The organism is Mesorhizobium sp., assembly GCF_004962245.1.
In the GTDB taxonomy this organism is placed as follows: domain Bacteria; phylum Pseudomonadota; class Alphaproteobacteria; order Rhizobiales; family Rhizobiaceae; genus Mesorhizobium.
In genome coordinates, this window is record NZ_SUHQ01000026.1 from 93,363 (window position 1) to 117,655 (window position 24,293).

The following is a 24,293-nucleotide window of genomic DNA, read 5'->3' on the forward strand; positions in this document are numbered from 1 at the left end:
GACGTGCTTGCCCGTCCAAGCCGACAGCGCACTCACCCTAAGGGCACGGCAAAGGTGGCTGCCTTTTTTCAGGGAACCGAATAGGCTTGCCTGGCTTGTGGAACGACGACAGATGCCTGACCTGAAGCAGATGCCCGACCTGAAACAACTGAGATTGCTTGGCATCCTGGCGGCGACAGCGCTCGGTCTGTATGTCTGCTATCTGTTGGCGCTGCTGTTTCTGCCCGCTTTGACCTGGGCCCTCGTGTTGGCAATCATCCTCTATCCGGCTCATCGGTGGGTCGAGGGAAGGCTCGGAAATCGAAATCTGGCGGCCCTGATATCGGTTGGCGTCGCGGCGATCGCCGTCGGCCTGCCGCTGGTATTCGTCGCGCAGCAGCTCGTTCGCGAGGCGGTAAACGGAGCGACCTATCTGGAGGGAGTCATACGGGGTTGGGACCCGGATGGCTTCATGTCGAACTATCCCACACTTTCAGCCGTTGCCCTGTGGATCGAGAACCAGTTCGATCCGGCCGGCTCGGTCGCCGCACTTGTACAATGGCTGACGGGACAAAGCACGTCGCTGCTGCGCGTCTCGATCAATCAGGCCGTGATGTTCGTGCTGACATTCTACCTGCTGTTCTATTTCCTGCGGGACCGCGAAGCCGCCCTGCGGGAGATCGAGGGTCTCTCGCCCCTTCGTGCTCCGGAGACGGCATACATGCTGTCCCGCTTTGCAGAGACGGTGCATGCGATCCTGGTGGGTACCGTGTTCGTCGCCGCCGTGCAGGGAACGCTGGGCGGCCTGATGTTCTGGTGGCTCGGCCTGCCCACTCCGGTCTTCTGGGGCCTGGTGATGGGACTTCTGGCCATCGTGCCAGTGCTCGGCGCCTTCGTGATCTGGGTGCCGGCTGCGATCTACCTCGCGTTGGAAGGGGCGTGGGTGAGCGCGGCGATACTGACGGTCTGGGGCGGCGTCGTCGTCGCCGGCATCGACAATCTGCTCTATCCGATGCTTGTCGGGAGCCGGCTGCGGCTCCACACGTTGGTGGCCTTCATCGGCGCGGTCGGTGGCATCGTGCTCTTCGGAGCATCCGGGCTCGTCCTCGGCCCTGCGGTGATCGCGGTCACCATCAGCCTCATCGATATTCTCAAGAACCGATTGAACGACCAACCCGAGGCGGCGCGTTCGCCTGTTTGGCGCGCGACCTAGGTTCAGGACCTGTTAAGCGGCTTGCGGTGGCGGCGGTCATGATATGCTGCTCGGTAGGATTTGTGACAGTTATACAAATCGATTTTCATAGTATTCTTGACCTTCGGCAACCAAATGGGGTCAAAGTTGCCGCAGCGCCCGGGGAGCCTCAAAACGCCTTGAAGGTCAGCGTCGTCAGCGAGCGGACGATGCCGGCACATTGGCGACGTTCTCGTTGATGAATTTGCCGATATCGACGCCATCTTCGATGTAGACCTTCATCAGCAGGTCATAATCGCCGCTGGTCGAATAGAGTTCCGACGCGACTTCGCGCTCGAACAGTTCGTCGGCAACCTCGTAGGTCTTGCCAGGCGAACATTGAAGCTGCACGAAAACCGGTCTCATCTCTTTCCTCGCAGGGTCACTGCTTCAACAAATCCCCGGCCAGAGTCGGGCGTCGCCTTCAGCCTGTCAACAAGGTTCTCGTCAGGGCGTGGTCAGGATCGGCAAGCCCGTCGATGACGTTGAAATGGTGCCGGTCTGGCTCCTCGATAACTGACGTCCATGCACAGAGGCCGGTCCAGATGTTGGCGAGCAGGGCGTTCTGACGGATGAACTCGGCGCGCTCGCCCGCGCCGACCCAGCAGGCCAATCGCGCTCCCGCCATGGGCTCGAGCAGCGCCGGGCTTTCCGCCATTGCTTCTTCCCGGTCGATCTTGAGATCGGCATTGATAGCGATGTTCATCAGCGGCCGCAGATCGTGCAGCCCTGAAATCGACACCGTGGATACAATCCGCCGCTGCACGTCCTGCGAAAGCGGCGCGGACGTCGTAATCATCCGCGAGACGAGATGGCCGCCCGCGGAATGGCCGGCGAGGCGGATCGGCCCTCCTATCATCCTCGCGGCAGCCTCGATTGCCGCCGCGACTTCAGTCACTATGCCGGAGATACGGATATCGGGACAGAGCGTGTAGGAGGGCAGTGCGACCGCATGGCCGCGCGCGAGGCTGCCTTCCGCCAGATACGACCAGTAGCTTTTGTCGAGACGTACCCAGTAGCCACCATGAACGAACATGACGAGCCCTTTCGGCTCGCCTTCAGGCAGGAACAGGTCGAAGCGGTTGCGCGGCCGGTCGCCATAGGAAAGATCGAGCTCCATGCTTCCCCTGGCTGAGAGCTTGTCGCGAAATGCCCTGGCCTGCTCCGCCCACAGGCCGGGCCAGCGGTCGCCGCCCGGGATGTTGGGTCCGTTCGCATAGGCGTCGTCCCAGTCTTCAACGCGACGATAGATCATTGCCATCTCCCGGTCGATGCAGGCCTTAATTGCCCGGCTGTGCCAAGCTGTCCAGATGCGAATATTTCAACCATGAAAGTTCATGCTTGAATAAATCCGGTTCGATGTCATCCTGCCGTCAAAATGCGCTGCCTGGACCAAGGGATTCCGGTACCGTGCAGGTTACGAGAGAAGCTGCGATGGCAGGCTTTACGCACCGACTGACGCGCAGGCGGTCGTCGACAGAGCGGTGCAGCTCCGTCGCGGCGACGGCGTGCGCAAGGGGCGCATCGTCGAGAGCGCCGTGCGAATTTACGAGGCGCGTCGGAAGTCCAGAAGATGGCGATCGCGCGCCAGACAATGGGAGCATGACGAACATGGATTGTCGCTTGTCGATTCAGCATCCCCACATCAGGATGGTTTGCGCAATCGTGGGAGTGGCGGCATGAAACTTGGACCAACCGCCCATACCGACACCTTCTGTCGTGACCACCTGCCGCCGCAGGACCAGTGGCCGGACCTGCCACAGGACGGCTTCGACTATCCCGACCACCTGAATTGCGCGGTCGAGCTGACCGACCGCATGGTGGAGAGGGGCTTCGGCGACCACACCGCCCTGATCGGCAATGGCCGCCGACGCACCTACAAAGAGCTGACGGACTGGACCAACCGGCTTGCCCGCACGCTGGTCGAAAACTACGGCGTCAAGCCCGGCAATCGCATCCTGATCCGCTCGCCCAACAACCCGGCAATGGTCGCGTGCTGGCTGGCCGCAACCAAGGCCGGCGCGGTGGTGGTCAACACCATGCCGATGCTGCGCGCCGGCGAGTTGGCAAAGATCGTCGACAAGGCGCAGATCACACTTGCGCTTTGCGACACGCGCATCAAGGACGAGATCGTCGCCTGCGCAAAGGATAGTCGCTTCCTGAAGCAGGTGGTCGGCTTCGACGGCACCGCCAACCATGACGCCGAACTCGACCGCGTTGCGCTCGACAAGCAGGTCAGGTTCGAGGCGGTGAAGACCGGCCGGGACGATGCTGCGCTGCTTGGCTTCACCTCGGGCACCACCGGCGTGCCCAAGGCAACTATGCATTTTCATCGCGACATCCTGATCATCGCCGACGGCTATGCGAAGGAAATTCTGGGCGTCACGCCAGACGACGTCTTCGTCGGCTCGCCGCCGCTCGCCTTCACCTTCGGGCTTGGCGGGCTCGCGGTCTTCCCGCTGCGCTTCGGCGCCGCAGCGACGCTTTTGGAAAACGCGACGCCACCCAACATGGTCGAGATCATCGAGACGTATCACGCGACGATCTCGTTTACCGCACCGAGCGCCTATCGCGCCATGATGAAGGCCATGGACGAGGGCGCCAATCTCTCCTCGCTGCGCATCGCGGTCTCTGCCGGCGAGACGTTGCCCGCGCCTGTCTATAACGAGTGGACGCAGAAGACCGGCAAGCCGATCCTCGATGGTATCGGCGCCACCGAAATGCTGCATATCTTCATCACCAATCGGCTCGACGATCGCGCGCCGGGAGTGACTGGAAGGCCGGTAACCGGCTACGAGGCGAAGATCGTCGACGACCAGATGAACGAGATGCCGCGCGGTACGATCGGCAAGCTTGCCGTGCGCGGTCCGACAGGCTGTCGCTACCTCTCCGATGAGCGCCAGCGGGAGTATGTCCGAAACGGCTGGAACCTGACCGGCGACGCCTTCATCCAGGATGAGGACGGACGCTTCCGCTTCGCCGCCCGGGCTGACGACATGATCCTGTCGTCCGGCTACAATATCGCCGGTCCGGAGGTGGAAGCCGCGCTGCTGGCCCACGACCTTGTGCTCGAATGTGCGGTCATAGGTGCTGCGGACGAGGAACGCGGCCAGATCGTCGAGGCGCATGTCGTGCTCGTCGAAGGCGCTTCGGCCGACGACGAGACGGCACGGCTCCTGCAGGAGCACGTCAAGGCGGTCATCGCGCCGTACAAATATCCGCGCTCGGTCAAGTTCGTCACCACGCTGCCGAAAACGCAGACGGGAAAGATCCAGCGCTTTCGCCTGCGCGATGAGCAAGGCTGATGGCAAGGACAGCGCAGGACAACGGCATCGATCACGTGATCGCCGTCGAACGGATCATCGAGTTCAAGCGCGGCACCGGCGGCACAGCGGGCGTCTCTTGTCCCGGGCGAATGCTGGAAGTGGGGCTTTTTCCCGAACTCTGGACAGCGAGGACGAAGCTCTGAACCATCGGCCGCACTGCGGCCCAACAACAAAAACACTTCGCCGGGCTGGCAAAGCCACGGGGATTCTTTCATCGTGAGGACCCCAGAGGGTCCAGACAACGATACAGATAACAACGGGAGTAACACTATGAAGAAACTGATTGCAGCAAGCCTCGTGGCGCTTTCCCTGGGCGTATCCGGTCTCGCTTCGGCCGAGCCGATCAAGGTCGGCATGATCACGACGCTTTCGGGCGGCGGCGCGGGCCTTGGCATCGATGTGCGCGACGGCTTCATGCTGGCGCTCAAAAAGGCCGGCAACAGCGAGATCGAGGTCGTGATCGAGGATGACGGCCAGAAGCCGGAACTCGCGGTGCAGATCGCCGACAAGATGATCCAGTCCGACCAAGTCGACATCCTGACCGGGATCATCTGGTCGAATCTAGCCATGGCCGTTGTTCCGAGTGCGGTTGCGCAGGGCAAATTCTACCTGTCGCCGAATGCCGGACCCTCGGCGCTGGCCGGCGCGCAGTGCCACGAGAATTATTTCAACGTGGCCTGGCAGAACGACAATCTGCACGAGGCCATGGGCCAGTACGCCAACCAGGACTACAAGAAGACTTTCATCATGGCGCCGAACTATCCCGCCGGGACGGACGCCCTGACCGGCTTCAAGCGCTTCTACAAGGGCGAGCTTGCCGGTGAAATCTACACTCAGATCGGCCAGACGGACTACGCCGCCGAAATCGCGCAGATCCGCGCCTCCGGCGCCGACTCCGTGTTCTTCTTCCTGCCGGGCGGCATGGGCATCGCCTTCATGAAGCAGTATGCCCAGTCCGACGTCGGCATCCCGATCATGGGTCCCGGCTTCTCGCTCAGCCAGGACATCCTCGCCGCGGTTGGTGACGCCGCGCTGGGCGTCAAAAACTCCTCGCAGTGGAGCAAGGACATCGACAATGAGGCCAACAAGGCCTTCGTCGCGGCCTTTCAGGCCGAATATGGGCGTCTGCCCTCGCTCTATGCCAGCCAGGGCTACGACACGGCGAACCTGATCCTCTCGGCCGCGGCCAAGGCGAGCGTCAAGGATACCGACGCGTTCCGCGCTGCGCTGAAGAAAGCCGATTTCGAATCCGTGCGCGGGGACTTCGAGTTCGGCAACAACAACCATCCGATCCAGACCATCTATGTGCGCGAGGTGATCAAGGAGAACGGCGGCCTCACCAACAAGATCATCGGCACCGCCTTCGAGAAGCACCAGGACGCCTACGCGGCCGACTGCGCGATGAAATGATCATGCCTGCTCTCCGCTTGCGGGGAGACGGTACCGGCAGGGGATGATGAGGCGTATCTCCTGCCGGCTTCCCCTGTGGCCTCCAATCCTCGCCCTCTGCCGCACGGCAGCAACCTGGTGTGCCTGTGTTGCGGCCCAATTTGACCAGAAGAGCCTGACCCACCTTGCAAACCGCTCTTTTCATCGAACAGGTGCTCAACGGGCTGCAGCTCGGCGTGATGCTGTTCCTCATGGCCGCAGGCCTTACTCTCATCTTCGGCGTCATGGGGCTGATCAACCTTGCCCATGGATCGCTCTACATGGTCGGCGCCTTCGCGTGCGCCACAGTCGCGGCCGCCACCGGCTCGTTCTGGCTCGGGCTCGCCGCCAGCCTCGCGGCGGCAGCTGCCGCCGGCGCGATCATCGAGATCCTTGTCATTCGTCGTCTCTACGAGCGCGACCATCTCGACCAAGTGCTGGCGACCTTCGCATTGATCCTGATCTTTTCCGAAGGCACGCGCTGGCTGTTCGGCTCTTTTCCGCTCTACCTCGACATTCCGCCACTGCTGCGCGGCACCGTGCCAATCCCCGGCGGTTCTCGGTATCAGCTCTACCGCCTCGCCATCATCGGCGTCGGCATCGCGGTGGCGGTTGGGCTTTTCCTGCTGATCTCCAAGACGCGGCTCGGCATGCGAATCCGCGCCGGCGAATCGGATCGTGAAATGATCGGCGCGCTCGGCGTCGACATCCGCACGCTTTATACCGTCGTCTTTGCGCTCGGAGCGGGGCTGGCCGGGCTCGCCGGCGCGCTGGTCGGCGCGCTGCAATCGGTGCAGGTCGGCATGGGCGAGCCGGTGCTCATCCTTGCCTTCGTCGTCATCGTGATCGGCGGCATCGGCTCGATCAAGGGCGCGCTCGTGGGCGCACTCCTGGTCGGCCTCGTCGACACGATGGGGCGCTTCCTGCTGCCACAACTCTTCAGCCTCCTCATGACCCCATCGCAGGCCGGCCTCGTCGGCGGCGCGTTGGCCTCGATGCTGATCTACATCGTCATGGCGGCGATCCTCGCGGTGCGGCCACAGGGCCTGTTCGCGGCGAGGGGATGACCGATGACGATCTCCCGCGAAACCGCGATCAACGTCACGCTGGCCCTGGTCCTGCTGGCGATGCCCTTCGTGGCGCTCCAGCTCGGCAAGCCATTCTATGTAACGCTGGCCACCCGCATGGCGATCCTGGGTCTCGCCGCGGTCGGGCTCAACCTGGCGCTTGGCCTGGGCGGGCTGGTCTCGTTCGGCCATGCCGCCTTCTTCGGTGTCGGCGGCTACGCGGCAGGCATTCTCGCCAGCCACGCCTTTGCCGGCCAGCCGCTCAATCTTGGCCTGTTCGCCCTGCCGGGCACCAACCAGATGCTGGTCGTCTGGTCGGTGGCGGTTCTCGCGGGCGGGCTACTGGCGGCCGCCATCGGCATGATCAGCCTGCGCACCTCCGGCGTCTACTTCATCATGATCACGCTGGCCTTCGCACAAATGACCTACTATTTCGCAATCTCCTGGCCCGCCTATGGCGGCGAGGATGGACTGTCGATCACTATCCGCAACGTGGTGCCGGCCATAAACACGCTCATACCGATCAACTATTTCCTCGTCTGCTACGCTTTGCTTCTGACGGCGCTCCTGATCTTCGCGCTGATCAGGGGTTCGCGCTTTGGCGCCGCGCTCCAGGCATCCCGTCAGAACGAACTGCGCGTTGCGTCGATCGGCATCGCTCCGTTTCGGGTAAGGCTCGTCGCCTTCATCATCTCCGGCATGATCACAGCGCTCTCCGGTGCGCTTTATGCCGACCTCAACCGCTTCGTGAGCCCGTCGATGCTGTCCTGGCACATGTCGGGTGAACTCATCATCATCGTCGTTCTCGGGGGCGTCGGCCGGCTGTGGGGACCGGTGGCGGGCGCAATGCTGTTCGTGGTGTTCGAATTCGTCCTCGGCGGGCTGACCGAACGCTGGCAGTTCTTCCTCGGCGTCGCTCTCCTGGCTGTCGTGCTGTTCGCCCGTGGCGGACTTATCGGATTTCTCGCGGGGAGAATGCGTCATGGCTGATGCCGTCCTCGCTGTCCGCAACCTGTGCAAGAGCTTCAGCGCGTTGAAGGCCACCGAGAATGTGAGCCTCGACCTGAAGCCGGGCGAGATCCATGCATTGATCGGCCCGAACGGGGCGGGCAAGTCGACCCTTATCCATCAGATTGCCGGGACGCTGGCGCCCGACAGCGGTGACATCGACTTTCTCGGGCGGCCGGTCGGCCATCTCGGCGTTGTCGAACGCGCCCGGATGGGATTAGGACGATCCTTCCAGGTCTCGTCGCTGGCGCCGGAATTCTCCGCTCTGCGCAACGTCATGCTCGCCGTGCAGTCGCGACAGGGCTCGTCCTTCCGCTTCTTCCGGCCGGTGATGCGCGATGCGTCGCTCATCGAGCCCGCAATGGCGTCGCTCGAGCGGGTTGGGCTGGCGACGCGCGCGCGCGTCCCGGCCGCCGAGCTTTCGCACGGCGAGCGGCGCCAGCTCGAGATCGCCATTGCGCTGGCGCTCGGCTCGCAAGCCTTCCTGCTCGATGAGCCGATGGCTGGCATGGGGCCGGAAGGCTCGCGCTCGCTGACTGGCTTTCTCGACAGGCTGCGCGAGGAAGCGCCGATCCTCCTGGTCGAGCACGACATGGATGCGGTCTTCGCGCTTGCCGACCGGGTCTCCGTTCTCGTCTACGGGCGCATCATCGCCTCCGGCACGGTCGACCAGGTCCGCGCCGATCCGGAAGTGCGGCGCGCCTATCTGGGAGATCCGGCATGAGCCTCCTCGAAATCGCCGAACTGGAAACCTTCTACGGTGCGAGCCAGGCTCTGTTCGGCGTCGAGCTCGACGTTGCCGAGGGCGAGGTCGTGGCGCTGATGGGCCGCAACGGCATGGGCAAGACGACCACGATCCGTTCGATCCTGGCGCTCAGTCCGGCGCGATCCGGAACAATCCGTTTCGCCGGAAGGGAGACCCAGGCGATGCGTCCGCACCTCATTGCACGGCTCGGCATCGGGCTGGTGCCGGAGGGGCGGCGCTGCTTTCCCAACCTCACCGTTGCGGAAAATCTCTCCGCGGCCGCGCGCCCCGGCCGCTGGTCGCTTGCGGAGATCAACGGACTGTTTCCGCGGCTCGCCGAACGGCGCGACCAGATGGCGCGGACGCTTTCCGGCGGTGAGCAGCAGATGCTGGCGATCGGCCGGGCACTGATGACCAATCCGCGCCTGCTGATCCTCGATGAGGCGACCGAGGGATTGGCGCCAGTGATCCGTCACGACATCTGGACGGTCATCCGTACGCTCAAGGCGGAAGGGCAGTCGATCCTGATCGTCGACAAGACGCTTGCCGAATTGCTGCCATCCGCCGACCGCTGTTTCGTGCTCGAAAAGGGAACGACTGTTTGGACCGGCCGTCCCGTCGACCTCACGCCTGAACTGCAGGATCGCTATCTCGGCGTCTGATTGCGCACGGATGCGCAGCCGCCACGGGTGCTCTCATGGTGGCATCGAACAAGAAATTGCGTCGTGTATGTCACACTGGCAGGCCCTGCCTCGTCATGATGTCGGAACCAACAAAAGGAGACGAACCATGACTGCCAAACTTGATCTCTTCGCTGCCGCCCCTTCACTCATGAAGAGCTGGGCCGGCACATCGGTGGCCATCGCTTCCAGCCTCGAGCCCGGTCTTGTCGAGCTCGTGAAGATCCGTGCCTCCCAGATCAATGGCTGCGCCAACTGCATCAACATGCATACGGTGGAAGCGCGCGCGAAAGGAGAGACCGAACAGCGCATCTACCTGCTGTCGGCTTGGCGCGAGGCCCCTTGCTATACGGACCGCGAACGCGCTGCGCTCGGCTGGACCGAGGCTCTGACGCGGCTTTCCGAAGGACATACGCAGGAAGGTGCCTATGAAGCCCTGAAGGCTCAGTTCACCGACGAGGAGCAAGTCAAACTGACATTGATGATCAATGTCATCAATGGGTGGAACCGCCTTGCGGTCGGCTTCGGCTTGTGGGTCGATCCGGCGGCCGCAAAGTCCGCTGTCAAGGCGGCCGCCTGATGGCAGGCGTCAGAGACGAGGATGCAGCGGCGAGTTTCGCCCCGCTGCGCCCAAAGCTCATGCGTGTCGCCTACCGCATGCTGGGCTCCGTGGCTGACGCCGAGGACGCTGTACAGGAGGCCTTCATCCGCTGGATGAGGGCCGACCGCAGCGAGGTGCGCGAGCCCGAGGCATTCCTGCGCCGTACTGTCACGCGGCTCTGCCTCGATCAACTCAAATCAGCGCGACGCCAGCGTGAGACTTATGTCGGCCCCTGGCTCCCCGATCCCGTCATGGAAGAGGAGGAAGAGGAAGACGTGACCTTGCCGTTGATGCTCGCACTGGAGCGCCTTTCTCCGCTCGAGCGGGCGGCCTTCTTGCTGCACGACGTGTTCGGGCTAGGATTCGAGGAAGTCGCAGCAACCATCCAGCGTGATCCGGCTGCCTGCCGCCAGCTTGCCGCGCGTGCACGCACCCACGTCCGCGAGGCGAGGCCTCGCTTCCAGGTGGAAAAACAACGTAGCCTCGAGCTTGCCGAGGCTTTCTTCAACGCCTCTCGCAGCGGCGACATGAGGGCGCTTGGTGCGATGTTGGCGGCCGATGTCAGCATCCATGCAGACGGCGGCGGCAAGCGTTCCGCAGCCATGCAGCCGATCTTCGGCTTTGATGCCGTCATGGAGGTGCACGAAAATCTGGCGGCTCAGTTCCAGAACTATGGCTCGAAATTCGTTCGTGCTGGATTCGTCAACGGATTGCCCGGTTTCATCACGCTGGAGGCTGATGGGGAACTCCAGACAACCGCGCTCGAAATCGAAGACGGGAAGGTTGCCGCGATCTATGTGGTGCGGAACCCTGACAAGCTGAGACATCTGCATTAGGGGGCGACGGCTTGGCGGTGAGGCGTGTTGTCAGCGGGCGTGCCTCTGACCACCAGGACGAAGCGAAGTGACGTAGAGTGCTTTTGGCATGACGAGGGAGTGTGGAGTGGCGCGCAAAGAGGCTGGTCTGCTTAAACCCCATGCCGACCATGACGACGGTTTGCTCGAGGCATGTCGCCGGCGGATTGATGGCGCTGCCGCGCAGACTCACACGCCGGGATCTCCGGCATAGCGGTTCATGCCGACGTCCTTTGACGTGGCGCGCCGATGGATTTCGGCCATGGCGGAGTGGAACGCCGCGTTCCGAGTCTCCAGTTCGGCATGCGCGGCGAGGTGCGCTGGGACAAGCTCACGGATCTCGGCCAGGATGGCGGTTTCGTCGATCGTTCGCAGGCGGCCATCACGGACGACGATCTGCCCCGCTACCATCACGGTTTCGATGGAAGAACCGTTCTCGGCATAGACGAGATGCTTGGCGATATCGTTGAGCGGGGTGAAGGCGAGGGTGGTGAGGTCGAGGATCAGCAGATCAGCGGCCTTGCCGACCTCGAGCGAACCGGTGACATTCTCCAGCATGGCACTGCGTGCCCCGCCAATCGTCGCCATGGTCAGGATCTCGTCGGCACGGACCCACCGCTCATAATCCGGACCGGAAACGCTATGGATCAGCCCGGCCACCCGCATGACGTCGAAGATGCGCGCTGTGTCATTCGACGACATGCCATCGGTCCCGAGACCAATGGTTATGCCTGCATCCATCAGGCGGCGAATGGGAGCAATTCCGGCGCCGAGCTTCTGGTTGGAAATAGCATTGTGGGCAACTGAGCACCCTGCCTCGCCTATCGTCGCGATGTCCGTGTCGCTTACCCAGACGGAATGGGCGATCGTCGTGTTGCGCGACAGCACGCCGAGATCGCGCATATAGCCGATCAGGCTCTTGCCGTAGACCTCATGGCCGGTCACGGCCTGCGTCTTGGTTTCCAGGACATGCGTGTGTAGCGGCACACCCATATCAATGGCGAGTGCATGGCAAGCTTGCAGCAAGTCGGGGGTGCAGCGTTGCGGCGCAGACGGCGCGATCATGAAATTGAGCCGGCCGGCCATGCCATGCAGCGAAGCAAAGGCGGAACGGCAGTAATCCATATAGGCCTCGGCCGACATCGGCGGTCCGAAATCGAGCTTCTCCTGGAGGTGGAGCGGCATCACCTCCCGGGCGTAGGGCAGGGCATCGAGCGTATGCACGTTCATGGCCGCGCTCGACACATTGGCGCGGATGCCGGCGTCCTCATAGGCCCTGAAGACGGTTGATAGCCGTGAGAGATCGTGCGCAGGCGGATCAAAGAAGTCGTCGCACATCGTCGTGACGCCGCTGCGCAGCGATTCCATCGCGAGAAGAAGGCTGCGCAGGTAGAGAAGCCGTTCGTCGACGACAGGACCCATCAGCAGGGGATAGGCATAGAGAAGCCAGAGTTCTAGCGGCATGCCTTCATATCGCCCACGCAGGAAGGTTTCGCTCGAATGGGTATGGGCATTGACGAGGCCCGGCATCACGAGTCGGTTCTGGCCGTCGATAAAGGTGGCATCCGGCGCAACCACGAGGCTCTGTCCGATTGCAGAGATGCGGCCGTCCTCGATCAGAATGTCGCCTTGGAACGGCTTGCTTCCGTTCCGGGCGCACATCGTCAAAAGGGTGGCGTTCTTGATCAGTGTCTGGGGCATGGGCATGTCCTGCTCGTGTCGCGCCGTGCGCGCCGCCTCTCGGTCCGGTGCGACGCCAGGCCGGTGTCTATTGGTCGCGCAGCTCACCGAAGCCACTGGCGGCTTTGGTGCCGCCGCGCAGTTGCGTGCTGATCCAGATGCCGAGAACGGTGGCAATGTAGGGCAAGGCGAGCAGCAGATCATGCGGGACGCGATCGCCGAAGGTGAGCTGCGCCCTGATGCCGAGTGCGCCAACGACTGCGAAGAACACGGCTGCCAGAGCAGCGCCGATTGGATGGCCTGCGCCGAATATGACGGCGGCAAATCCCATGAAGCCTCGGCCGGCCGTCATGTTTTGTGCAAAGATCTGGAGGCTCCCCGCAGCAAGCTCCGCGCCTGCGAGCGCGCAGAGCACGCCGCCGATCATCAGCGCGACGAGGCGCATCGCCGCTGGATTGATACCCACGCCGCGCGCGGCAAAAGGATGTTCGCCCGATGCCGCCAGACGTAGGCCGAAACGGGTTCGCCGCAAGACGATCCACATCGCGAAGACGATCACCGGCATGATGACGACGAAGATCGAAAGGGACCCGAAGGCCCCGAATGCTGGCCCTATGCGCGGTAAACCGAAGGGGGCGCTGACTGCGGCCTGCGTTCCGAACGTCGACTGCACGGCAAGGGCGGTTCCGCCGAGGCCCAGCCCCGTAAGCCCGAGGCCGGCAATGATCTGGTTGGCCTTTAGCTTCTCAACCACGAACCAGAACAGGATTGAGCCGAGGACGCAGACCGTGATCGCACCGAGAAGCGCGATCCAGATCGATTGCGTAAGCACAATACCGAGGATGGTAGCGCAAGTGCCAGTAATCATCAGGCCTTCGAGGCCTAGATGCCAGATACCGGTTCGCTGGGCGATGACGCCGGCAAGGGTGACGTAGATCAGCGGAGTACCCGACCGCAGGACGGCGATTACGAAGTCTTCCATATCCGTCCTCCGAGTTTCGCAATCCGGTCGACGGCACTGGACTTTGCGGTGATGAAGAGAGCGATCGCTGCGTTGATGATGTCGATTGCCGAGGACGGCAGACCGGTCATGATCGGCAGGTAGAGAGCGGCGGACGCGAGCCCGCCGAAGAACAGCGACACGAAAGCCGTACCGACGACCGAAAAGTTGGCGACGAGCGCTATCAGGATTGCGGTGAAGCCGTGGCCTGGCAGGAAACCGCCGGTCAGTCGTCCGTTAGGGCCCATGAACTCTATGACACCGGCGAGACCGGCGAGCGCGCCGCTGAGCAGGAAACTTGCGAGCCCGATGCGCCATGTCTTCGCGCCCTGCCACTCGATCATGGTCGGATTGCGACCGGCAAGGCCGGAGAGCACGCCGAAGGCGGTTCTATTGACCAGAAACCACATTGCCAGGCCGACCAGAATGGCTATGGCGATGATCGTCGGAGACAATCCGAGCGAGTCGCTGATCCGGTAAGCGCCGTCGAGCGGGCGACTCGACGCCTGCTGTCCAGTGCCCGATGGGTCCTTGAGCGGTCCAGCCGTCACGTAAAGCAGCACCAGGCCGGCAATGAAATTGCCCATCAGCGTGGTGATCACCTCGTCCGCGCCGGATTTCAGCCGCAGAAGCCCGGGCCAGAAAGCCCACAGCGCACCACCCGCCATGCCGGCGAAGAAGCAGGCGGTTATGAGGATCGGTGCTGGTGCGCCGTCAAGCCATTCGGCCATGAACGCGGCCGCAATGGCTCCCATGTAGAACTGGCCCTGGGCGCCGATGTTGAAGTAGCCCGCCCGGAAGGATACGGCCACGCCGACGGCCGTGATGAACAGGGGAAGCCCCCAACGAAGTGCCTGTTGCAGGGCGCCGGGCCTTAGGAAAGCACCATCGGCGATCGATTGGAACATCAGTGGCGCCGAATAGCCGGCGGCCTGGAAGATCACACCGCAAAGTGCAAGGGCGATCAGGATGAAGATCAGAGCGCGGAAAACGGAGACGAACCGATCGATCATCTGAGCACTCCTGTCATGGCTGCGCCGACGGCTGTGAGGTCATAGGGCGGACGGAACTCGGCGACGATGCGCCCGGACAGCATGACAACGACGCGGTCCGAGATATCGAAGATCTCGTCGAGATCCGAAGAGATGAACAGCAGGCCGCAACCGCGCGCCCGCGCATTGAGCATCGCTTCCCATACGAATGTCGTTGCGCCGATATCGAGACCTCGCGTGGGTTGTGCTGCAAGAATAAGGCGGGCGTTTTCGTCCATCTCACGCGACAGGATCACCTTCTGGGCATTCCCGCCCGATAGCGAGCCGGCCCGCTGACCGACATCCGAATAGCGGACATCCCATTGCTTAAGGGCGGCATCGCATTGCTTGCGGATAGCAGAGGGGCTGATGGTGGACAGGAGCGGTCTCTGAAGGAGACCGCGCGCCGACCAGTTTTCCCAAAGAGAGCTGGTGAGGCTAAGTCCTTCGACATTCCGTTCGAAGGGAATGACGCGCAGTCCGGCCGCCCGTCGTGCAGCGAGCGGTGCGCGGGTCACATCCGTCCTGTCGATGGAGATCTCGCCGCTGACGACATCGGCTAGTGCCGAGATCGCGCGCACAAGCGTTCTCTGCCCGTTGCCCTCGATGCCGGCTACGCCGATGATTTCCCCGGGACGGATGTCGAGGTTAACCCCGTCGAGCGCCGGACCTTCGGGATCGGATCGTGTGGAGACGGCGCGCATCTTGAGGACGGGGGCGGCATCTGTGCCCGCAACAAGCTGTTCGGCATGGGTGACCACGGCGGCACCTGTCAAAGCCGCCTTGTCGTGCGGGTTGAGGTTGCGAGCGGCTGGCCCGATGATGAGCTCGGCCAGCCGATCCGCGTCAATCCCGTCGCAGGATAGCGGCCCATCGACGAGCTTTCCGCCGCGCAGAACCGTCACCGTATCCGCAATCGCCAGAACTTCCCGGATCTTGTGCAGGATGAGGATGACCGTGACGCCGCGCTCCTTGAGACGTCGAATCCGATCGAAGAGCTTCTCAGCGCCTTCAGGAGACAGGACCGCGGTCGGCTCATCCAGGATGAGGAGCTTAGCGTCCGAGACGAGGGCTCTGGCGATTTCAACACTCTGCTGGGTTTCCACCGGCAGGTCGCGGATACGCTGCTTGGCCCTTACTTTCACGTGGAGTGCGTCGAGGTGAGGCTGCCATCGCTTTTCAAGACTTGCCTTTGTGAATAGCCCTCCGCCTTCCGCGCCGAACTGCATTGCTTCGGCAACCGTGAAAGAGGGCGGAAGGGCAAAACTCTGGTGGACGAGTTCGACGCCCGAACGCCGGGCATCCTTGACGTTTCCGGCCGCGAGCGGACGGCCGTCGATCTTGAGCTCACCCGACGCAGGGCGGACCAGACCGGCCAGGACACGGGCAAAAGTCGTCTTTCCTGCGCCGTTTTGCCCGACCACGGCGTGGATCATGCCACGTTGGAAGACTGCTCCGACATCGGAGAGCGCGACGATGTGACCGTAGCGCACGGTCACGTCGCGGCATTCGAATATGGGGGATCTGTCCTCGCTCACCGCAGCACGATCCAATCGAAGGTCAGAGGCTCGTATTGAACGGCACTTTAAGCGACCCATCGAGGATCGCCGCGCGCACCGTCGCTACTTCGGCCTCGGCCTCCTTGCCTTTGGTGATGATGTCCGCCGGTCCTTGCTGCGCGAACAGGGGCGATGGAATGAAGTCGATGACGCCAGTTCCGAGGCCGGTATGCTCATGCGCGCCACCGGAAAAATCGCTGCCGAGTGCCTTCGTGACCTCGTTGTAAAGCGAGGTACCGAAATCGAGGCCGACGATCGAGATCACGGACTTTGGCCCCTGCGGGAACTGGGCCGGGTCGAGCACGCTCACCAGACGGCCCTCCGCCTCGTTTGCGGCGGCGATGATGCCGAAGTCCGTTGCCGCGGCGTCGGTCTGGATGAAGTCGACACCGCTCGAGTACATCTGCGTGGCGATTTCCTGGCCCTTGGCCGGGTCCTGGAAGGAGCCGGCGAATGCGACGGCGACCGACACGTCTGGACGTACGGACTGGGCGCCTGCCTTGAACGCGTTGTAGTCGGCATTGATCGGTGGAATGGAAACACCGCCGATGAAGCCGAGCTTTCCTGATTTGCTCACACGCGCGGCGAAAATGCCGGAAAGGTAGCAGCCGAGGTAGTAATCATAGGAAACGGTGACGACGTTCGGGATCGCCGGTTCGAAGGGATCTGCAAAGAGCTGGATCCACTTGGTGTTGGGGTAGGAAGGAGCGAGCGCCTTGAAGGGTTCCGCCACCTCGTTGAAGGTCGAAACGATCACTGCCACACCGGCATCGCCAAGCGTACGAAAAATGGTCTCGTAGGTCGCCGGGTCCTGAGCGTATACCGCGCGGTACTGGAAGCCCTGCTCCTCGGAGAGCTGCTTGAGCCTGGCAATCATCGAGTCCACCGGACCGGCATCGCCTGCTGCCTGCGTGTGAACCAGCGCCACGAGGCCGCCCGAAGCGTGCGCGGCGGCTGTCAGCAGACCGCCCGCCATTGTGAAGGCAGCCAATCCTGCCGAGGACTTGAGGAGGGTGCGGCGGCCGATCGGCCGGTGCAGCACATTCATTTCATTTGAAGTCTTGTTGGTCATGTTCCCATTTCCTTGCTCTAGAGGTTCGATATCCGTAACTTCTTATTGGGGTGGATTCGTTCGCCGCCCTGTCGTCATCAGGGTGCAAGGTCTCGCACCCTTCTTCCTCAGGCGCCGGGAGAAAACGGCGCCGGATTCATGATCATCACGTCCTGACTCTGAATGGCGTCGAGAGACCACACGCCGGAGATGAACGCCTGCCATTCCGGGTCGGCATACATGGCTGCCCGCCGCGCCTCGCGGTCGGCGAGGCTGTCATAACGCCACATCAGGACCGTCGTGTGCAGCCGGCCGATCTCGCTGACATAGAGCCCGAGAAAGGTGTTGAGATGCCGCTTCTGGATCGGCAGGCCCTCGGTCTCGTATCTCTTCAGCCAACCATCGACTGTTCCGGGCTGGAACGTGTACGTGCGATGTTCAACGATCATCTGGACGCCTCATTGAGAATGAATTCGGCGGCCCGCTCCCCGATCATGATCGCCGGCGCGTTCGTGTTGCCGCTGGAAATGATTGGCATGATCGAGGCGTCCGCCACACGCAGGCCCTCGATGCCGTGAACTTTCAGTCGAGCGTCGACCACAGCCATTGGGTCGTTGCCCATCTTGCAGGTGCCGACCGGATGGAAGGTCGTCATGGCATTGGTACGCAGCCACTTGACCATTTCGGCATCGCTTTCGACGGCTGGACCCGGAGCGAGTTCCTTGCCGCGATATTTCTCGAAAGCCTTCTGATTGATGATGTCCCGCGTCATGCGGATCGCGTTGATCATCGTACGAATATCAAACTCGGTTTGAAGATAGTTCGCATTGATGCGCGGCCGGTCAGTCGGATCGGCCGAGCGCAGCCTGATCTCGCCGCGGCTCTCGGGATTGACCGGGCCGACGCGCAACGAGAAGCCATGGTTGGCCTCCACCCGCTCTTTCTTGAACGGGTTTGGAAAATGCAGGTTCGCCGTCTTTTCGAGCGCCGGCATGAAATGAAGCTGGATGTCGGGTGCGGCCAGATCGGTTCGCGATTTGACGAAGGCTCCGGCTTCGTAGGGGAAGGTCGTGGCGATGCCTTCACCGAACAGCATGCCCTGGATCACCGACCAGGTGAGCTTGTCGACGCGAAGGTCCGAATAGAGCGTGACTGGCTCCCGGCATTCATAGGCCATGACGCAATCGACATGATCCTGCAGGTTCTTGCCGACACCGGGAAGATCCTGGACGACGGGGATGTCATGCTGTGCGAGCTCATCAGCAGCGCCTATCCCTGAAAGCATGAGGATCTGCGGCGAGTTGACGACGCCGGCCGACAGGATCACCTGACGGTTCGCATAGGCTTTCGAAATGTTGCCTTTTCGGCTGAACTCGACCCCGACAGCCTGGCCGTTCTCGATGAGGATGCGCCTCGTATGGGCGCGGGTGATAATCGTCAGATTCGGGCGTTTCTTTGCAGGCCGCAGGAAGGCATAGGCTGCCGAGCAGCGTTTGCCCTTCGCGATGGTGAAGTCATAGCGGCCGAAACCTTCCTGCTCTTCGCCGTTGAAATCGTCGTTGTGAGGATATCCCGCCTGTCCGCCTGCCTCGTGGAAGACATCAAGCAGGCTGTTCCAGCCGCGCGCCCGGCAGACGGTCAGTTCGCCTTCGGTGTTGTGATAGGCGCCATTGCGCTGCACATGGGTTTCCGAGCGCAGGAACGCTGGCAACACCTCATCGTAGGACCATCCTGTAGCGCCCATCTGCGCCCAGCGATCGTAGTCGTGCCGGCTTCCGCGAACATAGATCATGCCGTTGATGGTGGACGTGCCGCCGAGCACCTTGCCACGAGGCCAGTAGAGCGAGCGTCCGTTCAGATGCGGCTCGGGCTCCGTGTGGTAGTGCCAGTTGTAGATGCCCGAATGGAACAGCTTGCCCATCAGCATGGGCAGCCGGAACAGTGGGTTGAGGTCTCTGCCGCCGGCCTCGAGCAAAAGCACCTTGTTGGCGGGATCTGCGGACAGGCGGTTTGCCAGGACGCAGCCTGCCGAACCGGCACCGACGATGATGAAGTCGAACGTCTTCGTTGCCGCCATGGTCACCACGCGATGGGACGAGAGCCCATCTCCTCCAGGTAGCGGTTGCAAAGAATGAATGGATTGGGTCGGGAAAGGACGGCTTCGGCGTGGGCGGGATGATCGCGCAGAACACAGCGAAGGCGCCCGCTCGCGTTCTCGTCAATTCCCGCTTCTGCCAATGCTTCCGCGGCGGCGTCGCCGAATCCCAGTAAGACCAGCGGCTTTCCCTGCAAGGCAAGCGCGCGCAAGGTCTCCACGATCAGCGGACGCCAGAGCCGGAGATGGCCCTTGGACTGATGTGGATCCATATCCACCTTGAAGCGGGTCAGTGTCAGCGACGCATTGAGCAGCAGAACGCCATTTGAGACCCAGCGGTCCGCGATGTCAGACGGCTGCTCGATGTCGGCCGCACCGCCCTCCATGGCCGCAAGTGTCTTCGGCCAATCGTCGAAGCTGCGGGCATAGGACAGGTCGCCGGTGCGCGCTGCCAAGATCATCTGCATGTAGGCTCGGATGCTCTTGGAAAACATCTTGTCGAGCTCGTGCCATCCCGCGAGGTTTCCAGCTTCGAAGGCCCGTCCGGTGGCAAACCCGGGTTCAGGGTAGGGGTCCTGGCCCAGAACGACGCAGCGAACCTCTTCCGGGGCGATACCGTCGAAAGCTCTCAGGCAATGCGCGCCCGCAGGCATTCCCGGAAGGTGCTTGCCGCGACGAACGGGAAAGATCGGTTCCCAGACTTCGAGCTCGAGTTCGGCGGCGATCCCGTCAACGTCCGGGCCCGGATGCCTGATCAGTGAACGCCAGGGTTCGTTCAGATCGGTGGACCAATCTGACAGGAATTCCTCCATGGCGGCCTTTAGCAACATTGCCATTCGCACCCCTCTCCAAGGTGGTCGACTGCGGCGGCCCTTCCAAGAACCTGACCGTTTTGTCAGCTTTTCATGAAAAAACTTGACCAGATTGTCAACTTCTTTTTTATTGAAGCGTCGTTTTGCTCGGAGGTCTTTCGACGGATTGTATGAGGCCCCGAGAATCGGACTGCTGACCCGGGTGGTCATTTAGGAATAAAAATTAAATGATAACAACGAGATAGATAATGGCAGAAGAACGTAACGCGCCCTATGCTTCCGCTGAAAAAGGGCTCCCGCTGCAAGCCGCGGCAGATGAGCGGATCAGAGCGCGGAACGTGCTCAAGATCCTGGCGGCTGCTGTCGAGATATTCTCGCGGAAGGGCCTTGACGGTGCACGCATCGTTGAGATCGCGAAGGCGTCAGGGCTGCCGAAGGGCAATGTCTACTATTACTTCTCGTCGAAAGAGGAGATCTACAACGCCGCCATCGATCGCCTCATCCATAGCTGGGATGATGCGTTCCAGCATATATCAGCCGATCGTGAGCCCGGCGAGGCAATCGAGGCTTACATTCGAGCGAAGTTGGACCATGCCCGGGAGAATGCCGCAGAGACGCGCCTTTTCGCAAACGAGATACTGCAGGGAGCCGTACATCTCTCGACCGAGGCCCGCGATCACATGCGAACCGTCACGTCCGAGAAGGCGCGGGTGATCGATGCCTGGGCCGCGGCCGGAAAGATCGAGAAAGTCGACGCGCGCCATCTGTTCATTCTGTTATGGTCCGCAACGCAATTCTATGTCGAGTTCGAGGCTCTTGCCTGCGACGCGCTACATGTCAGCCAACTAAAGCCGGCTGACTACAATATGGCAGCGAAGACGATCACGAGAACGGTCTTAGGGGGGCTCCTTACCCGTCCGTTGTGACGATTAAGAAAAGGCAGATGGTCCGTCGTCGTCCGGAGCGAACTGTCGAGGAGCCTAGCCGCACTCGCTAAGGCTCGGTGACGTCGAGGTCGAGATATCGGGACATCTATCCGCGCTTTTGGGCAAGAAGGCTTCCCAACGGCGTCAAAGGAGTTGGAAGATGGTAGCGGGAGAGGGATACCGCCAATACAGTGCTGTGACCGAGTTCGTTTGCTGACGGGGTTTCTTAATCGGCGCAAATTGGTCCGACTCCAACCTCCGCAACCAGTTCCAGCATAAATCACTATAGTCGCGATCTGATCAAAGCCCCGCCGGAAAAAACGGCAAGGCTTTTCCCACGGCAGGTTTGCGAAGCGCGGAAGGGCACTCTGCCGCCCAGAGTAACCAGCCTGCACGGTGAAGACGAGAAGGACGCTCTTCCTAACGCGGAGTTCGAAACCCTCCCGGCCCTCTATAGACCGCCGATTGCCGCACAAATCGCAGCTGAGCAATGATCTTCTGGCCATCGCCGAGACCAAGATAGCAGAGGACAAGAGCGGGCTGGCGGAGGACTCCCCACCTTTTTGCAAGGCTGATTTTCACCCAGCCACCACTCTCGTCCACGCCGGCCTTGAGGTCGGGGTGCGGCGCAGCACTGCGCTGCAGCCCTGCCTCGCGGCGAGCAGCGGGTGTGCAAGCGGAGTGGGCGCCTTCGCGGGGAACCGGCTGCATGGAGGGAAGCGACCGAAGCTGGGCGGAAGGCGCTCCGAAGCGCGCCGAGGGCGGAGCCCTAAGCCTCTCGAGGCTTCAACTCAAAGGACAGTCTTCCATCTTTCTCGGACCTTCGCCGACGGTCGCCGGTCAAGAAGTTGTGACCCAAAGGCGACTTATGTCTGTCCCACAGCGAATGGCGGCTTCGCGCCTCAATGTCGGCTGTAGAACCCAGTCCTGCCAACCGCAGAAAGCAGACACTAGCGGCAACCACGCTGGAGGTCGCAGTTGCGCCTCATGTCAGCCGAAGAGGCAGCCAGTTGGTCGAACCGGCAGCCGCGGCCTTTGCCGCAACCAATGCCAGCGCAACCGAACTGAACGCGGTTCGCGAAGCGCATCAGACGGCAAGCGACGCCAGGGACATGCCAGATTTCGAGCATTGGGACGCCGAATTCCATCACCGAGTATTCGCGTGCTGCTGGAACGACTTCCTTAAAGAGATCCACAACCTCATGCGCGCCATTCGCAGCCAGTCACCCTGTTCGAAATGAAGAAGCGCTCGTTCTCGGAGGAACGCCGCCTGGGGTATTGCGACGAGCACCAGGCAATCCTGGATTGTCTGGTTCGCCGCGATCCAGAAGGTGCGAAAAATGCGATGCTGGCGCATGTGAGAACCGTCGAAAGAAATCTACTGGGGCGGTGAGCTCGCACATCGCCGCAGAGCTGCAACAAGAGGCCGCTAGCACGCTCGTGGACGCCGCTCGGCTCGCGCTGGTAGCAAGCGGCTGGGCACCGCCCCCTGCCCTCCGGGGTTCATCGGCAGGCGGGAGCGGTGCCGATTGTGGGGCCCCGATCAGGCGACGGCCGCTAACTTCGCGTAATCCTGCGCCTAGCCCGGCTACCGAAGCTGCGCCTTACTTTCCGATTTGCGACGCTGCCGACATCATCTCCTCAGAGTTGGGGGTCGCGCCCAAGCCGCCATCGAGAACCTCGGAGAACGTCCAGCGAACGACGCCATTTCGGTCGAGCAGGAATTGGCCGACCAGCTGGCCCACGCCGGTCGCGATGACTTGCTGGTCCGCTTCAGTGATTTCGTAACCGTCTTTTTTGTTCAGATATTCGAGCGCGGCGAACGGATCCATCGGCTCCGGCATTTCGCCCGGCAAGTTGATCCGCATCGCCTTCACATCGCTCATTGTAGCCTTGTGTGGCCACGCGGTCTCGTCCTCGCTGATCTGCATATTCGGCAGTCCAAAGGCGCGTTGTGAAACTCGCTCCGGATCGGATGCCGCGAGCAGCGCCGGGATCGGATGAAACCGAAGGTAGAGGCGTGCCCGTTCGATGGGCGTGGCCACTACCGTCAGGTTTGCGATGCCCATCGCGTTTAGGGCTGGCGTGAGCTGCGAAATCGTCGCGATATGACGCCTGCAAAAGGGACAGTGCAGGCCTCGATACAGGCCAACCAGCACCGGCTTTTCGCCGCGAAAATCATCGATTGCTATCTTGCCCTCGCGGGTAATCGCGTCGAGCACGAAATTGGGCGCCGTTTCGCCAAGTTGCAGCGGGCCTATGTCGAGACGTTCTGACATGCTGATCCCTCCTCGCGGGTCAATCCACAACGGATGTGCGGGCGGGTGGCTTGAGCCCATGTGCGGCACATACGTCCTTGGGCATGCTGAAATGGCGGTCGGCCTTGGGACAGCGTCGAGGTCGGCGTCGATAGTCCATTTATAAAGCACGGAGAGGGCGGACGCTAGTTCTTACGGATGGCAACGCTTTTACTAGATGGTGCCCCACGAGCCGAGCAGGCTCTTGATACCCAGGTGCGCCAAGGTCTGGAAGTGCCCGACTTCGCTGAGGCTCAAGTCTGACAGGTCGCGCTTCGTTGACTGAAATTGGGTCGCCGAATTGCAAAAGAGATTTGGGGCCGACATGATAGACGACGGAGCAACGCCCGCCGCCAGGGCGCGGACGGCTCATCCCACCAAAACGTAACCTAAGCGACGCGTCGTTGAGGGAAATGGAGACCCGAACGGGCCCGACGAGGGTCCACGGCGGTCACAATGTTGTGGTGATGATCGCAGTAGACGCGATCCGGCGAAGTTGGCCCAGCACAAAAACGGTAACCGCCGGGTACTGACGGGTCTTCGCTCACCGGGAAGCGGCACTGATAGACCCCTAGCTGAATGAGGGGGACGTCTCTCGAAGTTGATCTGATATTTTCAGGCATGATGGTTTTCAGGTTCCTAGTTCATAGCCTTTGCCTGCCGACGGCCGCAGTGCGACCCCGCCGGGGCAAGCTTCTCTCGTTTTGGAGGGCTATAGACCAGCATATGGTGTTGGTCGCAGCTTCAATGAAGCCCGAGGCCCTGCTTCTGAAGCCAATAGTTTGCGACTTAAGGCCACACCTAGGCGGGTAGGAACTCACAAGCAATGCGCCATCGTAGGTTGCCTCGGGCACCGGCCCCGCCGGGGTTTGTCGGTGGCGGGGGCGGTGCCCGAGGCAACCTACGATGGCGCATTGCTTGTG

General features: G+C 61.9%; 23 protein-coding genes and 2 pseudogenes. 13 read left to right on the forward strand and 12 right to left on the reverse strand.

Annotation, left to right across the window (positions count from 1 at the left end):
• The first annotated feature begins 112 nt into the window (after positions 1 to 112).
• Positions 113 to 1,192: an AI-2E family transporter gene (locus tag E5X88_RS24770; protein WP_292165943.1), complete on the forward strand. Its 1,080-nt coding sequence runs from the start codon at positions 113 to 115 to the stop codon at positions 1,190 to 1,192.
• Positions 1,193 to 1,340: 148 nt separating this feature from the next.
• Here E5X88_RS24770 and E5X88_RS24775 read toward each other — a convergent pair.
• Positions 1,341 to 1,576, reverse strand: a pseudogene (locus tag E5X88_RS24775) (Lrp/AsnC ligand binding domain-containing protein).
• Between the two features lie 58 nt (positions 1,577 to 1,634).
• Positions 1,635 to 2,465: an alpha/beta hydrolase gene (locus tag E5X88_RS24780; RefSeq protein WP_292165945.1), complete on the reverse strand. Its 831-nt coding sequence runs from the start codon at positions 2,463 to 2,465 to the stop codon at positions 1,635 to 1,637.
• A 424-nt stretch (positions 2,466 to 2,889) separates the two neighbouring features.
• On the opposite strand from E5X88_RS24780, the gene E5X88_RS24785 reads away from it, so the two are divergent.
• The 9 genes and pseudogenes from E5X88_RS24785 to E5X88_RS24825 all read left to right on the forward strand — a co-directional run bounded on the left by E5X88_RS24785 (position 2,890) and on the right by E5X88_RS24825 (position 10,901).
• A complete protein-coding gene (locus E5X88_RS24785; protein ID WP_292165948.1) occupies positions 2,890 to 4,515 on the forward strand; it encodes an AMP-binding protein in 1,626 nt (541 codons plus the stop codon).
• Positions 4,516 to 4,544: 29 nt separating this feature from the next.
• Positions 4,545 to 4,679 (forward strand): annotated as a pseudogene (locus E5X88_RS24790) (tryptophan 2,3-dioxygenase); the annotation flags it as partial.
• 127 nt (positions 4,680 to 4,806) lie between these two features.
• Positions 4,807 to 5,946 carry an ABC transporter substrate-binding protein gene (locus E5X88_RS24795; protein WP_292165950.1) on the forward strand — a complete coding sequence of 380 codons (1,140 nt, stop codon included), beginning with the start codon at positions 4,807 to 4,809 and terminating at the stop codon, positions 5,944 to 5,946.
• 164 nt (positions 5,947 to 6,110) lie between these two features.
• On the forward strand, positions 6,111 to 7,031 hold the full coding sequence (locus E5X88_RS24800) for a branched-chain amino acid ABC transporter permease (RefSeq protein ID WP_292165951.1): 921 nt from the start codon (positions 6,111 to 6,113) through the stop codon (positions 7,029 to 7,031).
• Positions 7,032 to 7,040: 9 nt separating this feature from the next.
• Positions 7,041 to 8,021: a branched-chain amino acid ABC transporter permease gene (locus tag E5X88_RS24805; protein WP_292165987.1), complete on the forward strand. Its 981-nt coding sequence runs from the start codon at positions 7,041 to 7,043 to the stop codon at positions 8,019 to 8,021.
• Positions 8,014 to 8,763, forward strand: coding sequence for an ABC transporter ATP-binding protein (locus E5X88_RS24810; protein ID WP_292165952.1), 750 nt, complete (start codon positions 8,014 to 8,016; stop codon positions 8,761 to 8,763). The genes E5X88_RS24805 and E5X88_RS24810 overlap by 8 nt, the downstream gene beginning before the upstream one ends.
• On the forward strand, positions 8,760 to 9,446 hold the full coding sequence (locus tag E5X88_RS24815) for an ABC transporter ATP-binding protein (protein ID WP_292165954.1): 687 nt from the start codon (positions 8,760 to 8,762) through the stop codon (positions 9,444 to 9,446). The genes E5X88_RS24810 and E5X88_RS24815 overlap by 4 nt, the downstream gene beginning before the upstream one ends.
• Before the next feature lie 127 nt (positions 9,447 to 9,573).
• Complete coding sequence (locus tag E5X88_RS24820; RefSeq protein ID WP_292165955.1) at positions 9,574 to 10,044, forward strand: carboxymuconolactone decarboxylase family protein; 471 nt, start codon at positions 9,574 to 9,576, stop codon at positions 10,042 to 10,044.
• Positions 10,044 to 10,901 (forward strand): sigma-70 family RNA polymerase sigma factor, encoded by an 858-nt coding sequence (locus tag E5X88_RS24825; RefSeq protein ID WP_292165957.1) that lies wholly within the window; start codon positions 10,044 to 10,046, stop codon positions 10,899 to 10,901. The genes E5X88_RS24820 and E5X88_RS24825 overlap by 1 nt, the downstream gene beginning before the upstream one ends.
• A gap of 207 nt (positions 10,902 to 11,108) precedes the next feature.
• On the opposite strand, the gene E5X88_RS24830 is transcribed toward E5X88_RS24825, so the two are convergent.
• From E5X88_RS24830 to E5X88_RS24865, 8 genes are all read right to left on the reverse strand, one after another.
• Positions 11,109 to 12,620, reverse strand: coding sequence for an amidohydrolase (locus E5X88_RS24830; RefSeq protein ID WP_292165959.1), 1,512 nt, complete (start codon positions 12,618 to 12,620; stop codon positions 11,109 to 11,111).
• 67 nt (positions 12,621 to 12,687) lie between these two features.
• Complete coding sequence (locus tag E5X88_RS24835) at positions 12,688 to 13,581, reverse strand: ABC transporter permease (RefSeq protein WP_292165961.1); 894 nt, start codon at positions 13,579 to 13,581, stop codon at positions 12,688 to 12,690.
• Entirely contained in the window at positions 13,566 to 14,612 is a 1,047-nt protein-coding gene (locus E5X88_RS24840; protein ID WP_292165964.1) for an ABC transporter permease, read from the reverse strand. The genes E5X88_RS24835 and E5X88_RS24840 overlap by 16 nt, the downstream gene beginning before the upstream one ends.
• Positions 14,609 to 16,168: an ATP-binding cassette domain-containing protein gene (locus E5X88_RS24845; RefSeq protein ID WP_292165966.1), complete on the reverse strand. Its 1,560-nt coding sequence runs from the start codon at positions 16,166 to 16,168 to the stop codon at positions 14,609 to 14,611. Before E5X88_RS24845 ends, E5X88_RS24840 begins: the two co-directional genes overlap by 4 nt.
• Positions 16,169 to 16,190: 22 nt before the next feature.
• A complete protein-coding gene (locus tag E5X88_RS24850) occupies positions 16,191 to 17,261 on the reverse strand; it encodes a BMP family ABC transporter substrate-binding protein (RefSeq protein WP_292165967.1) in 1,071 nt (356 codons plus the stop codon).
• Between the two features lie 107 nt (positions 17,262 to 17,368).
• Positions 17,369 to 17,689 (reverse strand): NIPSNAP family protein, encoded by a 321-nt coding sequence (locus E5X88_RS24855; RefSeq protein WP_292165969.1) that lies wholly within the window; start codon positions 17,687 to 17,689, stop codon positions 17,369 to 17,371.
• Positions 17,686 to 19,317: a choline dehydrogenase gene (locus tag E5X88_RS24860; RefSeq protein WP_292165971.1), complete on the reverse strand. Its 1,632-nt coding sequence runs from the start codon at positions 19,315 to 19,317 to the stop codon at positions 17,686 to 17,688. Before E5X88_RS24860 ends, E5X88_RS24855 begins: the two co-directional genes overlap by 4 nt.
• Before the next feature lie 2 nt (positions 19,318 to 19,319).
• Positions 19,320 to 20,357, reverse strand: coding sequence for a uracil-DNA glycosylase (locus E5X88_RS24865; protein ID WP_292165973.1), 1,038 nt, complete (start codon positions 20,355 to 20,357; stop codon positions 19,320 to 19,322).
• Positions 20,358 to 20,395: 38 nt separating this feature from the next.
• On the opposite strand from E5X88_RS24865, the gene E5X88_RS24870 reads away from it, so the two are divergent.
• The 3 genes from E5X88_RS24870 to E5X88_RS33695 all read left to right on the forward strand — a co-directional run bounded on the left by E5X88_RS24870 (position 20,396) and on the right by E5X88_RS33695 (position 22,466).
• On the forward strand, positions 20,396 to 21,073 hold the full coding sequence (locus E5X88_RS24870) for a TetR/AcrR family transcriptional regulator (protein ID WP_292165975.1): 678 nt from the start codon (positions 20,396 to 20,398) through the stop codon (positions 21,071 to 21,073).
• A gap of 1,010 nt (positions 21,074 to 22,083) precedes the next feature.
• Positions 22,084 to 22,314: an FCD domain-containing protein gene (locus E5X88_RS24875; protein ID WP_292165977.1), complete on the forward strand. Its 231-nt coding sequence runs from the start codon at positions 22,084 to 22,086 to the stop codon at positions 22,312 to 22,314.
• Positions 22,311 to 22,466 carry an FCD domain-containing protein gene (locus E5X88_RS33695; protein WP_292241101.1) on the forward strand — a complete coding sequence of 52 codons (156 nt, stop codon included), beginning with the start codon at positions 22,311 to 22,313 and terminating at the stop codon, positions 22,464 to 22,466. Before E5X88_RS24875 ends, E5X88_RS33695 begins: the two co-directional genes overlap by 4 nt.
• Before the next feature lie 211 nt (positions 22,467 to 22,677).
• On the opposite strand, the gene E5X88_RS24880 is transcribed toward E5X88_RS33695, so the two are convergent.
• A complete protein-coding gene (locus tag E5X88_RS24880) occupies positions 22,678 to 23,352 on the reverse strand; it encodes a peroxiredoxin-like family protein (protein ID WP_292165979.1) in 675 nt (224 codons plus the stop codon).
• A 407-nt stretch (positions 23,353 to 23,759) separates the two neighbouring features.
• Entirely contained in the window at positions 23,760 to 23,993 is a 234-nt protein-coding gene (locus tag E5X88_RS33700) for a GcrA family cell cycle regulator (protein ID WP_366664811.1), read from the reverse strand.
• Positions 23,994 to 24,293: the final 300 nt, after the last annotated feature.

Excerpts from the sequence above, each read along its gene's own strand:
- E5X88_RS24770 (WP_292165943.1), top strand. The coding sequence starts at position 113 with ATGCCTGACCTGAAGCAGATGCCCGACCTGAAACAACTGAGATTGCTT.
- E5X88_RS24780 (WP_292165945.1), bottom strand. The coding sequence starts at position 2,465 with ATGATCTATCGTCGCGTTGAAGACTGGGACGACGCCTATGCGAACGGA.
- E5X88_RS24785 (WP_292165948.1), top strand. The coding sequence starts at position 2,890 with ATGAAACTTGGACCAACCGCCCATACCGACACCTTCTGTCGTGACCAC.
- E5X88_RS24795 (WP_292165950.1), top strand. The coding sequence starts at position 4,807 with ATGAAGAAACTGATTGCAGCAAGCCTCGTGGCGCTTTCCCTGGGCGTA.
- E5X88_RS24810 (WP_292165952.1), top strand. The coding sequence starts at position 8,014 with ATGGCTGATGCCGTCCTCGCTGTCCGCAACCTGTGCAAGAGCTTCAGC.
- E5X88_RS24815 (WP_292165954.1), top strand. The coding sequence starts at position 8,760 with ATGAGCCTCCTCGAAATCGCCGAACTGGAAACCTTCTACGGTGCGAGC.
- E5X88_RS24820 (WP_292165955.1), top strand. The coding sequence starts at position 9,574 with ATGACTGCCAAACTTGATCTCTTCGCTGCCGCCCCTTCACTCATGAAG.
- E5X88_RS24825 (WP_292165957.1), top strand. The coding sequence starts at position 10,044 with ATGGCAGGCGTCAGAGACGAGGATGCAGCGGCGAGTTTCGCCCCGCTG.
- E5X88_RS24830 (WP_292165959.1), bottom strand. The coding sequence starts at position 12,620 with ATGCCCCAGACACTGATCAAGAACGCCACCCTTTTGACGATGTGCGCC.
- E5X88_RS24835 (WP_292165961.1), bottom strand. The coding sequence starts at position 13,581 with ATGGAAGACTTCGTAATCGCCGTCCTGCGGTCGGGTACTCCGCTGATC.
- E5X88_RS24840 (WP_292165964.1), bottom strand. The coding sequence starts at position 14,612 with ATGATCGATCGGTTCGTCTCCGTTTTCCGCGCTCTGATCTTCATCCTG.
- E5X88_RS24850 (WP_292165967.1), bottom strand. The coding sequence starts at position 17,261 with ATGACCAACAAGACTTCAAATGAAATGAATGTGCTGCACCGGCCGATC.
- E5X88_RS24855 (WP_292165969.1), bottom strand. The coding sequence starts at position 17,689 with ATGATCGTTGAACATCGCACGTACACGTTCCAGCCCGGAACAGTCGAT.
- E5X88_RS24860 (WP_292165971.1), bottom strand. The coding sequence starts at position 19,317 with ATGGCGGCAACGAAGACGTTCGACTTCATCATCGTCGGTGCCGGTTCG.
- E5X88_RS24865 (WP_292165973.1), bottom strand. The coding sequence starts at position 20,357 with ATGACCACCCGGGTCAGCAGTCCGATTCTCGGGGCCTCATACAATCCG.
- E5X88_RS24870 (WP_292165975.1), top strand. The coding sequence starts at position 20,396 with ATGGCAGAAGAACGTAACGCGCCCTATGCTTCCGCTGAAAAAGGGCTC.
- E5X88_RS33695 (WP_292241101.1), top strand. The coding sequence starts at position 22,311 with ATGAAGAAGCGCTCGTTCTCGGAGGAACGCCGCCTGGGGTATTGCGAC.
- E5X88_RS24880 (WP_292165979.1), bottom strand. The coding sequence starts at position 23,352 with ATGTCAGAACGTCTCGACATAGGCCCGCTGCAACTTGGCGAAACGGCG.
- E5X88_RS33700 (WP_366664811.1), bottom strand. The coding sequence starts at position 23,993 with ATGCCTGAAAATATCAGATCAACTTCGAGAGACGTCCCCCTCATTCAG.